Annotated in this window: 17 protein-coding genes; 8 read left to right on the top strand and 9 right to left on the bottom strand. The window is 63.1% G+C overall.

Going from position 1 to position 16,620, the window contains the following annotated elements; genetic code table 11:
• The first annotated feature begins 21 nt into the window (after nt 1-21).
• The 3 genes from AC0J5Z_RS09790 to AC0J5Z_RS09780 all read left to right on the top strand — a co-directional run bounded on the left by AC0J5Z_RS09790 (nt 22) and on the right by AC0J5Z_RS09780 (nt 4,425).
• A complete protein-coding gene (locus AC0J5Z_RS09790) occupies nt 22-1,512 on the top strand; it encodes an RNB domain-containing ribonuclease (protein ID WP_475038884.1) in 1,491 nt (496 codons plus the stop codon).
• Between the two features lie 277 nt (nt 1,513-1,789).
• On the top strand, nt 1,790-3,502 hold the full coding sequence (locus tag AC0J5Z_RS09785; protein ID WP_475038883.1) for a DEAD/DEAH box helicase: 1,713 nt from the start codon (nt 1,790-1,792) through the stop codon (nt 3,500-3,502).
• Between the two features lie 8 nt (nt 3,503-3,510).
• Nucleotides 3,511-4,425, top strand: coding sequence for a DNA-methyltransferase (locus tag AC0J5Z_RS09780; protein WP_475038882.1), 915 nt, complete (start codon nt 3,511-3,513; stop codon nt 4,423-4,425).
• Here AC0J5Z_RS09780 and AC0J5Z_RS09775 read toward each other — a convergent pair.
• Nucleotides 4,398-5,006 carry a MarC family protein gene (locus tag AC0J5Z_RS09775; protein WP_475038881.1) on the bottom strand — a complete coding sequence of 203 codons (609 nt, stop codon included), beginning with the start codon at nt 5,004-5,006 and terminating at the stop codon, nt 4,398-4,400. The genes AC0J5Z_RS09780 and AC0J5Z_RS09775 overlap by 28 nt on opposite strands.
• Nucleotides 5,007-5,019: 13 nt before the next feature.
• Nucleotides 5,020-5,865 carry a PHP domain-containing protein gene (locus tag AC0J5Z_RS09770; RefSeq protein ID WP_475038880.1) on the bottom strand — a complete coding sequence of 282 codons (846 nt, stop codon included), beginning with the start codon at nt 5,863-5,865 and terminating at the stop codon, nt 5,020-5,022.
• An 80-nt stretch (nt 5,866-5,945) separates the two neighbouring features.
• On the opposite strand from AC0J5Z_RS09770, the gene AC0J5Z_RS09765 reads away from it, so the two are divergent.
• Complete coding sequence (locus tag AC0J5Z_RS09765; protein WP_475038879.1) at nt 5,946-7,520, top strand: aminopeptidase P family protein; 1,575 nt, start codon at nt 5,946-5,948, stop codon at nt 7,518-7,520.
• A 114-nt stretch (nt 7,521-7,634) separates the two neighbouring features.
• On the opposite strand, the gene AC0J5Z_RS09760 is transcribed toward AC0J5Z_RS09765, so the two are convergent.
• Nucleotides 7,635-8,474, bottom strand: coding sequence for a YflT domain-containing protein (locus AC0J5Z_RS09760; RefSeq protein ID WP_475038878.1), 840 nt, complete (start codon nt 8,472-8,474; stop codon nt 7,635-7,637).
• Nucleotides 8,475-8,550: 76 nt separating this feature from the next.
• Here AC0J5Z_RS09760 and AC0J5Z_RS09755 point away from each other — a divergent pair, with 76 nt between their 5' ends.
• From AC0J5Z_RS09755 to AC0J5Z_RS09745, 3 genes are read left to right on the top strand one after another with little or no spacing between them, the layout of a single operon-like run.
• Nucleotides 8,551-9,834, top strand: a complete 1,284-nt coding sequence (locus AC0J5Z_RS09755; RefSeq protein ID WP_475038877.1) for a magnesium transporter MgtE N-terminal domain-containing protein — start codon at nt 8,551-8,553, stop codon at nt 9,832-9,834.
• Nucleotides 9,815-10,546, top strand: coding sequence for a DUF1003 domain-containing protein (locus AC0J5Z_RS09750; protein ID WP_475038876.1), 732 nt, complete (start codon nt 9,815-9,817; stop codon nt 10,544-10,546). The genes AC0J5Z_RS09755 and AC0J5Z_RS09750 overlap by 20 nt, the downstream gene beginning before the upstream one ends.
• A gap of 4 nt (nt 10,547-10,550) precedes the next feature.
• The gene (locus AC0J5Z_RS09745; protein ID WP_475038875.1) at nt 10,551-11,678 is read left to right on the top strand and encodes an Mrp/NBP35 family ATP-binding protein; all 1,128 of its coding nucleotides are present in this window, start codon (nt 10,551-10,553) and stop codon (nt 11,676-11,678) included.
• Nucleotides 11,679-11,713: 35 nt separating this feature from the next.
• Here the strand turns inward: AC0J5Z_RS09745 and AC0J5Z_RS09740 are convergent, their stop codons facing one another.
• From AC0J5Z_RS09740 to sigE, 3 genes are read right to left on the bottom strand one after another with little or no spacing between them, the layout of a single operon-like run.
• Nucleotides 11,714-12,100, bottom strand: a complete 387-nt coding sequence (locus tag AC0J5Z_RS09740) for a twin-arginine translocase TatA/TatE family subunit (protein ID WP_475038874.1) — start codon at nt 12,098-12,100, stop codon at nt 11,714-11,716.
• A 31-nt stretch (nt 12,101-12,131) separates the two neighbouring features.
• The gene (locus AC0J5Z_RS09735; protein ID WP_475038873.1) at nt 12,132-13,046 is read right to left on the bottom strand and encodes a hypothetical protein; all 915 of its coding nucleotides are present in this window, start codon (nt 13,044-13,046) and stop codon (nt 12,132-12,134) included.
• Nucleotides 13,047-13,053: 7 nt separating this feature from the next.
• Nucleotides 13,054-13,677 carry an RNA polymerase sigma factor SigE gene (sigE, locus tag AC0J5Z_RS09730; protein ID WP_017198611.1) on the bottom strand — a complete coding sequence of 208 codons (624 nt, stop codon included), beginning with the start codon at nt 13,675-13,677 and terminating at the stop codon, nt 13,054-13,056.
• A 237-nt stretch (nt 13,678-13,914) separates the two neighbouring features.
• Between sigE and AC0J5Z_RS09725 the strand changes: the two genes are divergently transcribed.
• Nucleotides 13,915-14,547 (top strand): O-methyltransferase, encoded by a 633-nt coding sequence (locus AC0J5Z_RS09725; protein ID WP_475038872.1) that lies wholly within the window; start codon nt 13,915-13,917, stop codon nt 14,545-14,547.
• A 53-nt stretch (nt 14,548-14,600) separates the two neighbouring features.
• Here the strand turns inward: AC0J5Z_RS09725 and AC0J5Z_RS09720 are convergent, their stop codons facing one another.
• From AC0J5Z_RS09720 to AC0J5Z_RS09710, 3 genes are all read right to left on the bottom strand, one after another.
• Nucleotides 14,601-14,768, bottom strand: a complete 168-nt coding sequence (locus tag AC0J5Z_RS09720; RefSeq protein WP_009357720.1) for a DUF3117 domain-containing protein — start codon at nt 14,766-14,768, stop codon at nt 14,601-14,603.
• 226 nt (nt 14,769-14,994) lie between these two features.
• The gene (locus AC0J5Z_RS09715; RefSeq protein WP_475038871.1) at nt 14,995-16,281 is read right to left on the bottom strand and encodes a hypothetical protein; all 1,287 of its coding nucleotides are present in this window, start codon (nt 16,279-16,281) and stop codon (nt 14,995-14,997) included.
• Entirely contained in the window at nt 16,278-16,619 is a 342-nt protein-coding gene (locus AC0J5Z_RS09710) for a DivIVA domain-containing protein (RefSeq protein WP_475038870.1), read from the bottom strand. Before AC0J5Z_RS09710 ends, AC0J5Z_RS09715 begins: the two co-directional genes overlap by 4 nt.
• Nucleotide 16,620: the final 1 nt, after the last annotated feature.

The following is a 16,620-nucleotide window of genomic DNA, read 5'->3' as shown; positions in this document are numbered from 1 at the left end:
TTTCGGGCTAACCTGATTTTCGTGTCACATCATAGGATTGCGCCCAACGTCGACGATTCGTCTGACCAGCTCGCCGCGGCCCTTGCCGCCCTGAGGACAGAGCTGGAACTCCCTGGCGAGTACCCGGCAGCGGCCGTTCAAGAGGCCCGGGAGGCAGTGGAGACCCTCGAGTTGCCGGTCCAGGACCTGCGGGACATACCTTTTGTAACCATCGACCCTGCTACGTCCACCGACTTGGACCAGGCACTGTTCATTGAGCGGGCCGGTGACGGATACAAGGTCTTCTATGCCATCGCCGATGTTCCGTCCTTCGTGGCGCCCGGTGGTGCGCTGGATACCGAAACGCGTCAGCGCGGGCAGACGTTCTACGCCCCTGACGGCCGGATCCCGCTGCATCCGGAGGTCATCAGCGAGAACGCCGGCAGCCTGCTGGCTGACCAGGACTGCAGTGCTTTTGTCTGGGACTTCGACTTGGACGCGGATGCTGAAGTGCTTGCCGTCACCGTTGCCCGCGCCGCCGTGCGCAGCAGGGCAAAGCTGAGCTACAAGGGGGCCCAACAGCAGATCGACGACGGTACTGCCCCACCGGTTCTTCAGCTCCTCAAAGAAGTGGGACTAAAGCGCGTCGAACTGGAACGGCAGCGCGGCGGCGCGAGCCTCAATATGCCGGAACAGGAAATAGTCCAAGCGACCGACGGCGGCGGGTACAGGATCGCTGCTGCCCCGTCCCTGCCGGTTGAGGACTGGAACGCGCAGATCTCCCTCATGACCGGCATGGCCGCCGCGCAGATGATGCTCGATGGAAAAGTGGGCATCCTGCGCACCATGCCCGCACCTGACGATCGGTCACTACTTCATTTCAAGCGGCAGACGTCTGCACTCGGCAAGCCCTGGGATGGCCAAGTCACCTACGGCGAATACCTGCGGACCCTGGACGCATCCGATCCCAAACAGCTGGCCATCCTGCACTCGGCCGGAACGTTGTTCCGGGGCGCCGGCTACACCCCCTTTGACGGCGATGTGCCAGCCAACGTGATCCAAGCAGCCATCGGGGCGCCCTATGCGCACACCACAGCACCCTTGCGACGCCTCATTGATCGCTTTGTCCTTGTGATCTGCGAAGCGCTCAGCAATAACCACGACATCCCGGCGTGGGCGCGTGAGGCCCTCCCCTCATTGCCCGAGATCATGGCATCCTCAGACCAGCTGGCCGGACGCCTTGAGCGCTCGGCGCTGGACACCGTGGAAGCGGCGCTCGTGGCCAACCACATCGGCCAGGAGTTCGAGGCTGTGGTCATTTCCGGTTCCAAACCGTCCAACGGTAACGCCAGAGGAAACGGGAACGGCAATGGAAACGGGAACGGGAACGGACCCTTTGGCGTCATCCAAATTGCAGACCCTGCCGTTACGGCCCGATGTGACGGCGAAATGGAGTCCGGAACCAAGGTTCGGGTGCGCCTGTTGAAGGCAGATATCGCGAGCCGGGAGATCAGGTTCGAGCTGCTGCCCTGACGCCGTTCATCCGCCGATCCGGGGTTTCCGCCCCCCAGAGGATAGACTGGGCTTGTAGTAATGGATGCCCGGTCGTTGATTCAGTTAATTTTTGAACTCAACAAGCCCGCCCCTACGCGATCTTGAGATGTACCAACTGGTCACCAGTGCCAGTACTTAGATAGCCCGCGATCGGCTTCCACTGGACTTGCTTGCGCGCCCGTTCGTGCTCCGGTACGGCTCCGCCGCCGCCGTTGAGCATGCAGCGCCAATGCCCAAATGAATAAGGAAACTCCCTGTGAGTGAATTGCATACCCACGAAGTCTTGACCGACTCCACCGGAACCGAATCCATTGAACCCGAGGAAACGATCATCTCGGATGAGACGCCCCACGAGATCGAAGAGAAGTCGTTCGCTGACTTTAATGTCCGCGCCGACATCGTTGAGTCCTTGGCCGACGCTGGAATCACCCATCCCTTCCCCATCCAGGCCATGACCCTCCCGGTCGCCTTGAGTGGCCACGACATCATCGGCCAGGCCAAGACCGGTACCGGCAAAACGCTTGGCTTCGGCATTCCTGCCCTGCAGCGCGTCGCCGGACGGGATGACGCGGGCTACGCAAAGCTTGCTGTCCCCGGCGCCCCCCAGGCCCTGGTCATCGTCCCCACGCGTGAACTTGCCGTGCAGGTGGCCAACGACCTCCAGACCGCATCACGGAAGCGCAACGCCCGCATCGCCACGATCTACGGCGGCCGTGCCTACGAGCCCCAGGTTGATGCCCTGCAGAAGGGCGTCGAAATCGTAGTCGGCACGCCTGGCCGGCTGATCGATCTCTACAAGCAGAAGCACCTCAGCCTCAAGAACGTCAAGATGGTGATCCTTGACGAAGCCGATGAAATGCTGGACCTCGGCTTCCTCCCGGACGTTGAGACCCTGATCGCCGGCACCCCCGCGGTTCGGCAGACGCTCCTCTTCTCGGCAACGATGCCCGGCCCCGTCATCGCGATGGCACGCCGCTACATGACGCAGCCCACCCACATCCGCGCCGCGGATCCGGACGATGAAGGTCTGACGAAGCGCGACATCCGCCAGCTCATTTACCGTGCACACAGCATGGACAAGTCTGAGGTGGTGGCCCGTATCCTGCAGGCCCGAGGACGCGGCCGTACCATCATCTTCACCAAGACCAAGCGCACCGCCGCGAAGGTTGCCGAGGAACTCGTTGACCGCGGATTCGCTGCTGCAGCCATCCACGGCGACCTCGGCCAGGGTGCCCGCGAGCAGGCCCTCCGCGCCTTCCGCAACAACAAAGTGGATGTCCTGGTGGCTACCGACGTCGCCGCCCGCGGCATCGACGTTGATGACGTCACGCACGTCATCAACTACCAGTGCGTCGAAGACGAGAAGATCTACCTGCACCGCGTTGGCCGTACCGGCCGCGCCGGCAACAAGGGCACCGCAGTTACCTTCGTTGACTGGGACGACATGCCCCGCTGGGGCCTGATCAACAAAGCCCTGGGACTCAGCGTTCCCGAGCCCGTGGAGACCTACTCCTCCTCGCCACACCTCTACGCCGACCTCGACATCCCGGAGGGCACCAAGGGCCGCCTGCCGCGCAACAAGCGCGTCCTCGCGGGCGTCGACGCCGAGGTCCTTGAGGACTTGGGCGAGACCGGCAAGAAAAACGCCCGCTCCGGCGGCTCAGGCCGCGACGGCGGACGTGACGGCAAGCGCGACGGCGGTCGCGACGGCGGCCGAGGCCGCTCCGGCAGGTCAGGTGACGCCGAATCCAGTGAATCCAAGGGCGAGAGCGGTCGCAACCGTACGCGCCGCCGTCGTACTTCTGATGGCGAGGGAGCCCCCGCTGCCGGGGCCTCGGAAACCCGCACTGCCAGCGCTGACAATGCAGAGAAGCCGGCTCGGACGCGTCGGACCCGCACGCGCCGCCGCAACGGCGAAGTGGTTTCCGGTGAGACCGCCGCTGCCCAATCCGGCAGCACCGAGGCCTAAAAACCTCAATGACTGAATCTGTTTGGGCGCCGGACGGCGGCAACTTGGTGGTGCACGCGGACAACGCGGAATTCCTCCCTACGCTGCCGGACGGCGCCTTCACACTCATCTACGTGGACCCGCCCTTCAACACGGGCCGGGTCCAACGCCGCCAGGAAACCCGTATGGTCCGCAATGCGGACGGCGACGGCGACCGCGTCGGCTTCAAGGGCCGCTCTTACGACACCATCAAGGGCGCCCTGCACAGCTACGATGACGCCTTCAGCGACTACTGGTCCTTCCTGGAACCCAAGCTCGTGGAGGCCTGGCGCCTGCTGGCCGACGACGGCACCCTGTACCTGCATTTGGATTACCGGGAAGTCCACTACGCCAAGGTAATGCTGGACTCGATCTTCGGCCGGGAGTGCTTCCTCAACGAGATCATTTGGGCCTACGATTACGGCGCCCGCGCCAAGAACCGCTGGCCCACCAAGCACGACAACATCCTGGTGTACGTCAAGAACCCCACCAGGTATCACTTCGACAACGCCGAAGTGGACCGGGAACCATATATGGCACCTGGCCTCGTCACGCCCGCCAAACGCGAGCTCGGCAAGCTGCCCACGGATGTCTGGTGGCACACCATCGTTTCGCCTACCGGCCGCGAAAAGACCGGCTACCCCACCCAAAAGCCCGAGGGCTTGGTCCGCAGGATTGTCTCCGCATCAAGCCGTGAGGGCGATTGGTGCCTTGATTTCTTCGCCGGTTCAGGGACACTCGGTGCTGTGGCAGCCAAACTGGGCCGCAACTTTGTCTGCGTCGACCAGAACGAACAGGCCATCGAGGTCATGCGGAAACGGCTGGGCAGCAAGGCAGATTTCCACCAAGGCGAGGCCTTGCCTGACACCGGCCTGGATCAGGCAGCACCCTTCACGAAGGCCTGAACGGCGTCCGCGATCATCTGAACGGCAATGGCTGACAGCAGCAGGCCTGCGATCCGGGTGACAAGCTCCACCCCGTTTTCGCCGAGCACGCGCTGCACTACGCCCGCGAACCGCATCGCCAGATACAGCGAGGCCAGCACCACAGCAATGCCGAGTCCCACCGCCAGGTACTCCGACAGCTGGGTGGACTGCTGCACGAACACCATGACGGCTACGATCGCGCCAGGACCAGCCATGAGCGGCGTTCCCAGCGGCACGAACGCCACGTTCTTGTACTTGGCGGCGTTTTCCTCGCCGCTGGTGGACCCGGTCAGCAGCTGCAAAGCGATCAGGACCAAAAGCAGGCCACCCGCACCCTGCAAGGCCGCCAGCGAGATATGCATGTAGTTGAGGATTGACTGGCCAAAGATGGCGAACACCACGATCACGCCGGTGGCCACCAAGAGTGCTTGGAACGCTGAGCGGTTCCGGTCCTTGGCCGACATCTGGGCCGTCAACGACATGAAAATCGGCACGGTACCCGGTGGATCCATGATGACGAACAGCGTGACGATCACGGATGCGAGCAATTGCAGATCCATCAGCGGACCCCCTTCACCGAATGACCGTGCTGCCTGTTGCCAACTCCTCAATCCGCGCCAAAACTTCGGGCGAGGTGGTGTTTTCGCCCAACAGGTTAGGCTTGCCCGCTCCGTGGTAGTCGGAGGAACCCGTGATAAGCAATCCATGTTCGGCGGCCAAACCGCGGAGGAACGTGCGGCCCTCTTCCGGATTGTCGCGGTGTTCAACCTCGAGTCCCAGCAGTCCTGCGTCAACCATCTCCCGGTATGTGCGCTCCCCGACGATACGTCCCCTCGACGAAGCAACGGGATGGGCAAAGACGGGAACGCCGCCGGCTGCACGGACAAGCTCGACGGCGACTGCAGGGTTGGGCGCATAGTGCTGCACGAAGTACCGCGAATGTGAGGTGAGGATGGAGGTGAAGGCCTCCGTTCGATCTGCGACGACACCGGCGGCGACCAAGGCATCTGCGATGTGCGGCCGACCCACCGTGGCGCCGGGAGCCACGTGGTGGATCACATCGTCCCACGTCAACGGATAATCCTCGGACAACAAAGTGACCATGTGCTCGGCACGAGTGAGCCGGGCATCCTTGGACTTGGTGATTTCCTCCAGCAGGCCCGCATGTGCAGGGTCGTGGAGGTAACTCAGCAAGTGGACGCTGATGCCCTGCTCTGTTCGGCAAGAGATCTCCATCCCAGGGACGAAGGCAATGCCGTGTTCCCCGGCGGCCGCGGCGGCGGGTTCCCAGCCATCCGTGGAATCGTGATCGGTCAGCGCTACGGCGTCCAGACCGGCTGACACGGCGGAGATGATCACGCCGGCCGGTGTCTCGGTTCCGTCGGAAACATTTGAGTGCGTATGCAGGTCTATCCTCACTTTCCCAGCCTATGGGATGCGGGCCTGCTTGGAGCGTTGCGCCGTTGGCCTCCTCACGTAACTGGTGGGACGATGTAACGGTGAACGATGCCGAAAACACCCAGAACTCGTCCTCCCAGCCACTGCAAGAGCGGGTCAACAACCGCTCGCAAAGGCCCACATCCGATGCCTTCAAGGCATTTATGGCCAGCAACTGGGCGCCCGCCCCGCAGGTGACCCCTGCGCGTGACGCCGTTGCAGACCACGCCGCGCGCCGCCGTCGTACTATTTCTGAACTGTTCAAGGGCGAACGGCTTGTTATCCCGGCCGGTCCGTTGAAGGTCCGTTCCAACGACTGCGACTACCGTTTCCGCCCCCACTCCGGTTTCGCCCACCTCACGGGTCTGGGCCTGGACCACGAGCCCGACGCCGTCCTCATCCTTGAGCCGGTCGCTGAAGGAAAGGGCGACGACGGCGGCCACCACACAGCCACCCTCTACTTCCGTCCGCTGGCCGGCCGGGATACAGAGCAGTTCTACGCTGACTCACGTGCAGGTGAGTTCTGGATCGGTGCACGCCCAACGCTGGCCGAATTCGAAGCCCGCCTCGGCCTCCCCACCGCACACATCGCCGAGCTCGAAATGGCGATCACCAAGAACGTTGGCGCTCCGGAAATCGGCGGCATCTCCATCCGCTTGGTCCGCAAGGTTGACGAGAACATTGACGCGCTGGTGGACACCGCCCGCTACAACACCGCCAAGGACCCCGAAACCTTGGACCTTGGCGAACTCGACGCCCTGGATGAAAAGCTCAGCGAAGCACTGTCCGAGCTGCGCCTTATCAAGGACGAGTGGGAAATCGAGCAGATGAAGATCGCCGTTGCGGCTACCGTGGAGGGCTTCGCTGACGTGGTCCGCGCGCTTCCCCGCGCCTTAACCCACAAGCGCGGCGAGCGTGTTGTTGAGGGAGCATTCTTTGCCCGTGCCCGCGAGGAAGGCAACGAACTCGGCTACGACACCATCGCCGCGTCCGGCAACAACGCCACTGTGCTGCACTGGAACCGCAACTCCGGAACCGTAAATGCCGGCGAACTCCTTCTCCTCGATGCCGGTGTGGAGGCAGACTCCCTCTACACGGCTGACATCACCCGCACGCTGCCGGCGACGGGTACGTTCACCGATGTCCAGCGCAAGGTTTATGAGGCCGTGCTTGACGCCGCTGATGCCGGTTTCGCTGCCGCCCAGCCGGGCGTTAAGTTCCGGGACATCCATACGGCGGCAACCACGGTCCTGGCCGAACGCCTGGCCGAGTGGGGACTGCTGCCTGTATCCGTCGAGGAAGCCATCAGCCCGGAAGGCCAGCAGCACCGCCGCTGGATGCCGCACGGTACCAGCCACCACCTGGGCCTCGACGTCCACGACTGCGCGCAGGCAAAGAGGGAGCTCTACCTCGATGGAATCCTCACCGAGGGCATGGTTTTCACCATCGAACCTGGTCTTTACTTCAAGAATGAAGACCTCGCCATCCCCGAGGATTACCGCGGGATCGGTGTCCGGATAGAAGACGACATCCTCATGACCGCAGACGGCCCCGTTAACCTCAGCGCCGCGTTGCCGCGCAAGGCCGACGACGTCGAGTCCTGGATGGCCGGCATCTACCAGGAAGCCCAGGGCTAAGAGCCCGCCGTTTGAGCTAAAGCACAAGTTTGAGCTGGAGCAAAAGGGAAGGCCGCCGGAAATCCGGTGGCCTTCCCTTTCTACACTACGGAGGCTTGTGCTCTGCTGCAGCGTCTACTGCTTGGGCGAACCCTCGGAGCCGGACTGCTGTCCATCTTCCTGCGATGCGTTCCGGGCTTGGCTCTGAGCGTCGGCCACTCGGACGCCGTACTGCGGACGACCATCCGGGAGATCCGGGTAACGCACAGCCGCGGGCGCCGGGTTCTGTGCGGGCGGGTTCACCGGGGCAGATGTGCCGGCAGGTGCGTTCTGTCCCTCAGGAGCACTTGAACCATTGGACTCCGGGCCGCGCTGGCCATAGGGGTCGTTCCAAGTGGAAGGCCGCTCGGGCGCCTGGCCAGGCTGCTGGAACGGTGCGTTCTGCTGGTTGTAGTTAGTAGCCTGCGGTGCGGCTGCCTGCGCCGGGTTCATCGGCAGCTGGTGGAGCAAGCGGCGGGCCTCCTGGGCTGCCTCCACAGCGACGATGACGTCGTAGTTGGTGGCCACCACCTGGCTGGTGGAGGTGAAGTCACGCTTCCCGCGCTGCGTGGCGTAGGTGACGATACCGAACAGCATGAAGAAAGCAGCACCCATGAGCACCGATGTGATGATGGAGAACGGACCCCCGGCGGGAGTGAAGAAGGACAGCATGACGCCGACGAAGAGACCGAACCACATGCCGCTCAGAGCACCGGACAACGCCACCCTCGGGTAGCTCAGGCGGCCGGTTACCCGCTCCACCATTTTGAGGTCGTTGCCCACGATCGACACCAGCTGAACAGGGAACTGCTGGTCTGCGAGGTAGTCCACCGCCTTCTGGGCATCCAAATACGAGGTGTACGAGCCCACGGTGTCACCTTGGGGGACACTGCGGGATTCCTCAACGGCTTTGGGAGCACCAAAAATGTTTGACATAGCCCCATTGTGTCTCATGGACATGTGTAGCGGCTGGAATTCAGCTAAAAGAGAGCAGACTCGGTAGCCTGTAAACATGAGCACACATCCCTCACGCGTCTTTGTCGCGCGCTTGCTCGGCTTGGACGTCTTCGACCCCCTGGGCGATCGTCTGGGCCGGTTGCGCGATGTCGTGGTGCTCTCCCGCGGCACGCGTGGCGCTCCCCATGTAGTGGGCATCGTGGTTGAAGTTCCGGGCAAGAAACGGGTCTTTGTTCCCATGACGCGCATTACGTCCATTGACCAGACGCAGATCATTTGCACCGGCCTGGTCAACTTGCGCCGCTTCGAGCAGCGCGGTGCCGAAACACTGGTGGTCGCCGAAATGTTCGACCGCCGCGTGACGCTTGCCGATGGCAGTGGAGACGCCACGATCGAGGACATCGCCATGGACCAGCACCGCTCCAAGGACTGGTTCGTCAGCAAGCTGTTCGTCCGCCGCGGACACTCCCTGTCACCCTTTGGCAGGCTCCGCCGCAACGAGACCCTGATCATCGATTGGGCCGATGCCCAGACCGGCGCCCACAACGAGCCTCAGGCTGCCACCCAGTTCGTTGCCACACACGAAGACCTCAAGCCCGCCGACTTCGCCGAGGCCCTGCAGGAAATGAGCGACAAGCGGCGTTTTGAAGTGGCAAGTGAACTTCAGGATGAGCGCCTCGCCGATGTCCTCCAGGAACTCCCGGAAGACGACCAGGTGGAGATCCTCTCCGCGCTGGATGTGGAACGCGCAGCTGACGTCCTCGAAGAGATGGATCCTGACGACGCCGCCGACCTCTTGGCCGAGCTTCCTACTGCCCAGGCGGAAGAGCTGCTGCAACTCATGGAACCCCAGGAAGCCGAGGACGTCCGCCGCCTCCTGGAATACGACGAAGACACCGCCGGTGGCCTCATGACTCCGGTCCCGGTCATCCTGCCGCCGGAAGCCACAGTGGCCGAGGCCCTGGCCCATGTCCGCCGCGAGGAGCTCTCCCCCGCTCTGGCCTCGTCCATCTTTATCGCCCGTCCTCCCCTGGAGACGCCCACCGGCCGTTTCCTGGGCGTAGTGCATATACAACAGCTTCTGCGCTTCCCGCCGCCGGAACCGCTGGGCAACCTCGTGGACAAGAACCTTGAGCCTCTTTCGGACCAAGCGCACATCAGCGAAGTAGCCCGGACCCTGGCCACGTACAACCTGAATTCACTTCCAGTCGTGGACGACGACGGCCGCCTTGTGGGGGCGGTGACTGTTGATGACGTGCTGGATCACCTGTTGCCGGATGACTGGCGCGCCCATGAGGACGACGCCCCAATAAGGAAACTTGGAGGCCGCATTGGCTGATAACAACGCCACCCGATCCCCCAAGTCCACAGGACGCTCGAGCAGCAGCCTTGACACGCCACTGAGTGGCCGCCAACGTATCCTGCCCAAGTTCTCCCCGAACCCGGACGCCTTCGGAAACGCTACGGAGGGCTTCGCCCGCTTCATGGGGACGCCGACGTTCCTCGTCTACATGACGGTGTTCTGTGTGTTCTGGCTTGCCTGGAACACGTTCGCGCCCACGGACTGGCAGTTCGACCGCGTGGAGCTGGGCTTCACCCTGCTGACCCTGATGTTGTCCCTTCAGGCTTCCTACGCGGCACCGCTCCTGCTGCTCGCCCAAAACCGGCAGGATGACCGCGACCGTGTCTCGCTCCAGCAGGACCGCCAGCGTGCTGAACGCAATCTCTCCGATACCGAGTACCTGACGCGGGAGCTGGCCTCACTCCGCATCGCCTTGCGCGAAGTAGCCACCCGTGACTACGTCCGGACCGAGCTCCGGAGCCTGTTGGAAGACATCATCGATGCCCAAGAGGAACTTCGGGAGAACGAAGCTGCCGCTGATGGCACGGAATCGCCGGGCGAGAAGGTCAAGGAGAAACTGAAGGAGAAGCGCGACAAATCGCGCGGGCCCCGCACACAGCAGATCCCGAAGGTCCGCCCGCCGCGGGCAGCAGGTCCGCAACATTCCACTGGCAAGCCATCGCCTGACAATCCTGAAAGCCGAGCCTGACCCTATGAGCATCGCAACTGCCGAGGCGCTGCATGCTGCCCTGGCAACCGTCATTGATCCCGAGCTCCGGCGCCCCATCACGGAACTCGGGATGGTGGAATCGGTGTCTGCCGGTGACGACGGCGCCGTTCACGTCGCTGTTCTGCTGACCATCGCCGGATGCCCGCTGCGCGAGACCATCACCAAGGACGCTACCGACGCCCTCACCCGCGTAGAAGGCGTCACAGGCGTGGACGTGGAACTGAAGGTCATGACCCCGGCCCAGCGCGAAGCCCTCAAAGAACAACTCCGCGGGCCCGGTGGACAGCGCGGCATACCCTTTACCAAGCCGGGCTCCCTGACCAAGGTGTACGCCGTCGCCAGCGGAAAGGGCGGTGTTGGCAAGTCATCCGTCACCGTCAATCTGGCCTGTGCATTGGCCGCTCAGGGTCTCCGGGTGGGCATCGTAGATGCCGACGTGCACGGCTTCTCAGTCCCCGCCCTGATGGGGATCAACCAAAAACCCACGCAGGTGGATGACATGATCCTTCCGCCTGTCGCGTATGGCGTGAAGGTCATCTCCATCGGCATGTTCGTTGCGGGCAACCAACCGGTAGCGTGGCGCGGACCGATGCTGCACAGGGCCTTGGAACAATTCCTCACCGACGTCTACTTCGGCGACCTCGACGCCCTCTTCCTGGACCTGCCCCCCGGCACGGGCGACATCGCCATATCCGTGGCGCAACTACTGCCCAACGCAGAAATCCTGGTAGTGACCACGCCGCAGGCGGCTGCTGCGGACGTCGCCGAACGGGCCGGCACCATCGCCACCCAGACAGGGCAGAAGGTGGCAGGCGTCATCGAAAACATGTCGTACTTGGAAATGCCCGACGGCGGCCGTATGGAATTGTTCGGAAGCGGCGGGGGTGCCATCCTGGCTGAGCGGTTGAGCGTTGCCGTGGGCAGCGACGTTCCGCTCCTCGGCCAGATTCCCTTGGATATCCTTTTGCGCGAGGGCGGCGACGCCGGGAAACCCGTGGTTTTGGCGGAACCTGAAACCGCTGCCGCCAAAGCGATGGAAGGTATTGCTGCCGCTTTGGCCACGCGACCACGCGGACTGTCCGGCATGCCCTTGGGAATCCAGCCCCGCTGAGCAGCGGCCCTTAGGGGGCGGTCAGGTGTTTTGAATCAGGTTGCTTCGGAATCGAACGGGGCAGCTTCGCCCTCGGCGAGCCGTTCAATGACCCGCACAGGAGCCTTGGGCTTGGCATCTACAGCTGCGGCGGCAGCGGCGGGCGCTCCAGCACTGACCGGCTTGGAATCGTCATCAAGGAGCGCGTCCTTGATGATACGACGGGGATCGTACTGGCGGGGATCGTATTTCTTCCAGTCGACGTCATCGATGTCGATGCCGACTTCTTCTTTGATTTGCTCGCGGGCGCCGGAGGCCATCCGACGCACTTCCTTGACCAGGTTGGCGAGCTTTTGAGTGTATTCGGGCAAACGGCTGGGACCGATGACGAGTACGCCGATAATCAGAAGGAGGATGAACTCCGGGCCGTTGATTCCAAGCACGCTACGAAGATTACCTTGTCTGTGGTGCCGCTCATAAACCGGCAGGGCGGAGCAGGGTCTGGAGGCCGCGTAGCAGCCTTCCGTACCAAGCCTCTGGATCTTCGTCGGCAGACACCCACGCCATGGACTCCCCTGCCCGGACGATTTCCGGGACGGCGTCGTCTGCACTGTCTGCCGGGAGGTCTGAGGCATAGCTGATGACGGCTGCCGGCATGGTGTAGACAGCCTTCCACGGGGTTCCCTGCGTGACAGAAAGCTGCGCAGACGTAGAGTGTCCCGGTCCGGGCCGATCCGCCGGCAGGTGTTCCTCCACGATGGTGGCGTAGTGACCATTGTTTTCGAGCCTGAGTTCCACAGCCGGGTTTCCGTTGTGCATGGTGGCTTGGGCGGACACGACGTGGAAGCCCATCCCGGACAGCTCAGGGCAGGCCCACCCCTCTTCCCGCAGTGACTCCAACTGGGAAGAGCTCAAACTGACTGTGCTGCCGGCCCGGAACGCGGGTCCCACCATGGCTTCAGCCGGGCTTCCCGTCCAGGCACCGGCAAGCGCGCCGACGTCGCTGGCTTCCGCGAGGACCTGTGATTCTTCATCGCAGGCGATCACGTAGGCGGATACCGCCAAGGCTCCTGCGCTGACCACCAGGGTGCCCACAGCTACACCCGCGACGCGAAGGGCCTGCAACCGACGGTACGAATGCTGCGGTGTGGCGTATGGCTGGGCCGGCTCGTTGGCCAGGCGTTCGGTGTGCTGGATCAGCCGTGCCGCAAGATCCTGGCTGGCTTCGGGCACGGCTGCACCGCGGAGGCGCTCAAGGTACTGCCGTTCCCGGCGGAGCGAGATTCGGCAGTCCGCACAGTCCTGCAGGTGTTCCGGGCTGCGCGTATGGCGCAGCGCAGCCAATTTGCGCCGGGACAGGGCTCCCGGACGAAGGGGACGTCGAGGCATCGACAACCTAAAGAATGCTGGCGATGCGGGGCATCTTCAACCGCGGCTTGCGGGCCTCTGCCGGGCGGGGGTCACGGTGGGCAAGTTTCTCGCGCAGCATGGTCCTTCCACGGTGGATACGGGACCTGACGGTCCCCAGCTTCACACCCAGCGCCTCCGCAACTTCGTCATAGGACAGGCCCTCAAGATCGCACAGCACGACGGCGGCGCGGAAGTCCGGCGGGAGTTCTTCCAAGGCCCTTTGGACATCAAGGTCAAGGTTGTTGTGCTCGAAGCTCTGCTCCGGTCCTGGCTCGCGGCCGGGCAAGCGGGATTCGGCATCCTCAGCGAGTGCGTCGAAGCGGATCCGGCTCTTGCGGCGGGCCTGGTCCAGAAACAGGTTGGTGGTAATGCGGTGCAGCCAGCCGTCCAGCGTTCCCGGCTTGAAGTTCTCGAGTGAACGGAACACCCGGACGAAAACCTCCTGGGTGAGGTCCTCGGCGTCGAACTTGTTGCCTGTCAGGCGATAGGCGAGGCGATATACCTTGGCGGAGTGGTTCGAAACCACTTCCTCCCAGCTGGGCATGACCCAATCAGTAACGGCCTCAAGGCTTTCCGATGTTTGGACTGGCGCAGCATGCGATGCCGGCATCGTCCACTCCCCTCAAACTGTGGTTCACCGAATCTTCGGTGCCGCCCACCTCATGGATGACCGGAGCATTATCATCCCAAGTTTGTCTGGGAATTTCCTGACTGGCGGAGGATTTCCCCGCAAGGCTGAAATCGGCCATGGACACAGGTGCGGGGAGGCTTCCCTGCAACGGGTTTACGGGGGCGGACACAGTAGTCTTGGTACAAACACCCCTACCCGCGGAAAGCGAACCCCTTCATGAGTGCCGACAAGTCAAGCAGCTGGTCCTACGCAGAAGATCTGCCGGCTGAGGATGACGTGTTGTTGCGCGCCCGGGAGCGGTCCTTCGAACTCGGTGTTACGCCCATCAGCCCCGGCGTGGGCGCCGTGCTGACAGTGCTCGCTGCCGCTTCCAAAGCGCAGACAGTGGTGGAAGTTGGCTCAGGTGCCGGAGTGTCCGGGGTTTGTCTCCTGCGTGGCTTAAGCCCCCATGCTGTGCTGACCACCATCGACGTGGACGTCGAACACCTTAAGGCGGCAAGGGAAGCGTTCTTGGAGTCCGGCAGCCCGGCCAACCGCACCCGCACTATTTCGGGCCGTGCAGCCGATGTGCTGCCTCGCCTCACCGACTCGGCATACGACCTCGTCTTCATCGACGCCGACAAGCCAAACTTCCCCAAGTACGTGGAACAGGCCATCCGCCTCCTCAAATCCGGCGGCGCCCTGGTCATCAATGATGCCCTGGACAAGGACCGCGTCTCCAACCCGGCAGCGCGGGACGCCACTACCGTGGTTTTGCGTCAGATCGTCAAGTCCATTCGCGACGACGAGCGGCTGGCATCCGCGATGCTGCCCACCGGCGATGGACTCCTGGTGGCTGTCAAGAAGTAGTCAGGGCTTAAACAAAAGCAGGGCCCCGGCTTGCCGGGCCCTGCTATGTAACTCTATTCAGTGACGCCTACGAGGCATTCCTTGAGGTTTGCCGCTTCCGCGGCATTGAGCTCCACTACGAGCCGCCCTCCGCCTTCGAGCGGCACACGCATGATCAAGCTGCGTCCCTCTTTGGTAACTTCCATAGGGCCGTCGCCGGTACGTGGTTTCATAGCCGCCATTAGGAAAATCCCCTCCATTTGTCCCAAGTCACGCCAACCCGGCCGGGCTGGTTACGCGTCGCAATTGCAGCCGGCGGCACCGCTGGGGAGGCCGCCTTGGCCGGGCACTTTTCGGTGCTTTGTCCTTGCTCGTAGTCCATTATCCCGTAATTACCCGTCCGTAGCGAATCAAACGCCCATTTGTCCGGGCTTTGTACTTACTGCTCTTGCGCGGCAAAGGTCCACGTCAGGGCGGATAGTCCCCGCCTCCGGGCAGCGGGGCCCACGCCCACAGCCACACAACCCACACGATCTGGAGGAGGAGGAACATCACCACAACGGTCCCCCGGTACGCTTTCGACTTGGACAGCAGTGCCACACCCAAGGCCAGCGGGAAAAGTGGCAATAACATTCTGAAGGTACTGGTCTGTGGATGCAGGAAGACCAGCAAGTAGCCCATGTAGCAGGAGCACCAGAGCCGCAACTCCGTCCCCAGCGCACTGACGGGCTTTGACATCATGACCAGCACGAAAAGGGCGGTGAAGACGAAGGGAGCCAGCACGCCCAGCACAGGACCAAACAGCATCCGGCCCGTATCGAACCACGGCTTGAATGGCACCAGATCGTGTCCCCGCCAGGCCGTTTCGGTTCGGGTGTAGGCCGCCGGGTCGCCGGTCACTGCCCACGCTATCCCTGGCCATGCCAAGGCACCGATTCCAGTGACCACCACAAGGGCCCCCAGCCTCACCAGGTTCCGCACCGACGTCGCTTCAACGTCCTCATGGACCGGCGTCGGAGCTGACAGCCCCCTGGATGGACGGAACCGCTGCCACAACCGCCACAGCAGAAGCGACCCCAGCATGGCTGCGAACGGCACTCCCGTGGGTCTGGACAGGCACATCAAGAGCACCACGGGAATGGCGGCCAGGTAGTGGCGCCGGACCACAAGCAATAAGGAGGCCGACAGCAGCAGCAGGTTCAAGGACTCGGCGTAAGGGACCTGGAGGATTGGCGAGATGGGAAAGGTGGAGACAAAAACAACTCCCCACATGGCTGCACGTCTGCCTGTGAACTCGCCGAAGAGCTTGAATATGACCAAGGCGGCGCCCAAGCCGGCAACCATCGCAATGGCCGTAAGGGCAGGTAATGTTCCTATCCCGGTGATAGCAGTCAGCCCGCGGGCCAGGAGGGGGAAAAGAGCGTAGAAAGCCCAGGCGTTTTCCGTAACCACGCCGTTCGCGTCTACCGGGAGATCCGCAGGGTAGCCCTTGTCAGCCGCTTCCTGGTACCAGCGTCCGTCCCAGATAGTGATGAAACTCCAGTAATCCGGAGCTGGCGGGAACCAAGGATTGGTCCCTTGGTGAATCGCCGCAGCCATGAAAATGCAGGCGCTGACGAGTCTGGCCGCCACGAAAATCAGGGAAACCTGAAGCCACCACGGCCATGCGGCTACCCTCACGCCGACGCGGGAAACTGCGCGGGACAACCTGGCGGTCACGCCCTCCCCGCCAGGAGCCGGTGTGCGGGTAGTCACGCTTCGGTCCGGCCGGTTTCGCCGTTCTGCAAACGCGGCTGCACCAACGCGCCTAGTCGTTCGATCTCGCGGTCCTTGGCCTGCAGCTGGTCCCTCAGCTCGTCCAGAACCTGGTCAACCTGGTCCATACGGTACCCACGGAGCCCCAGGGCAAAGCGTAAGGAATCGACGTCGGCAGGCTTGGCGTCCTCCGGCAGCAGGACAGCCGGAAGGTTGGGGACGGGTTGGTCAAGTCCCGATCCGATCGACCGCCCCCGTGCGATCCCGGCACCGAGATACAACGCCGCGCCGATGAGGACTATCGCAAGAAACACCAGAAAAAAGCTCACAGGGTCCATC

This window comes from Paenarthrobacter sp. TRD_SC_7 (assembly GCF_056156245.1).
Note: the sequence above shows the minus strand (reverse complement) of the source record. Positions and strands in the feature narration are given on the sequence as shown.

Bases quoted from the DNA above. Each gene is read 5' to 3' on its own strand.
- AC0J5Z_RS09725 (WP_475038872.1), top strand. From the start codon at position 13,915: ATGAGTGCCGACAAGTCAAGCAGCTGGTCCTACGCAGAAGATCTGCCG.
- AC0J5Z_RS09780 (WP_475038882.1), top strand. From the start codon at position 3,511: ATGACTGAATCTGTTTGGGCGCCGGACGGCGGCAACTTGGTGGTGCAC.
- AC0J5Z_RS09735 (WP_475038873.1), bottom strand. From the start codon at position 13,046: ATGCCTCGACGTCCCCTTCGTCCGGGAGCCCTGTCCCGGCGCAAATTG.
- AC0J5Z_RS09775 (WP_475038881.1), bottom strand. From the start codon at position 5,006: ATGGATCTGCAATTGCTCGCATCCGTGATCGTCACGCTGTTCGTCATC.
- AC0J5Z_RS09710 (WP_475038870.1), bottom strand. From the start codon at position 16,619: ATGGACCCTGTGAGCTTTTTTCTGGTGTTTCTTGCGATAGTCCTCATC.
- AC0J5Z_RS09745 (WP_475038875.1), top strand. From the start codon at position 10,551: ATGAGCATCGCAACTGCCGAGGCGCTGCATGCTGCCCTGGCAACCGTC.
- AC0J5Z_RS09755 (WP_475038877.1), top strand. From the start codon at position 8,551: ATGAGCACACATCCCTCACGCGTCTTTGTCGCGCGCTTGCTCGGCTTG.
- AC0J5Z_RS09720 (WP_009357720.1), bottom strand. From the start codon at position 14,768: ATGGCGGCTATGAAACCACGTACCGGCGACGGCCCTATGGAAGTTACC.
- AC0J5Z_RS09760 (WP_475038878.1), bottom strand. From the start codon at position 8,474: ATGTCAAACATTTTTGGTGCTCCCAAAGCCGTTGAGGAATCCCGCAGT.
- sigE (WP_017198611.1), bottom strand. From the start codon at position 13,677: ATGCCGGCATCGCATGCTGCGCCAGTCCAAACATCGGAAAGCCTTGAG.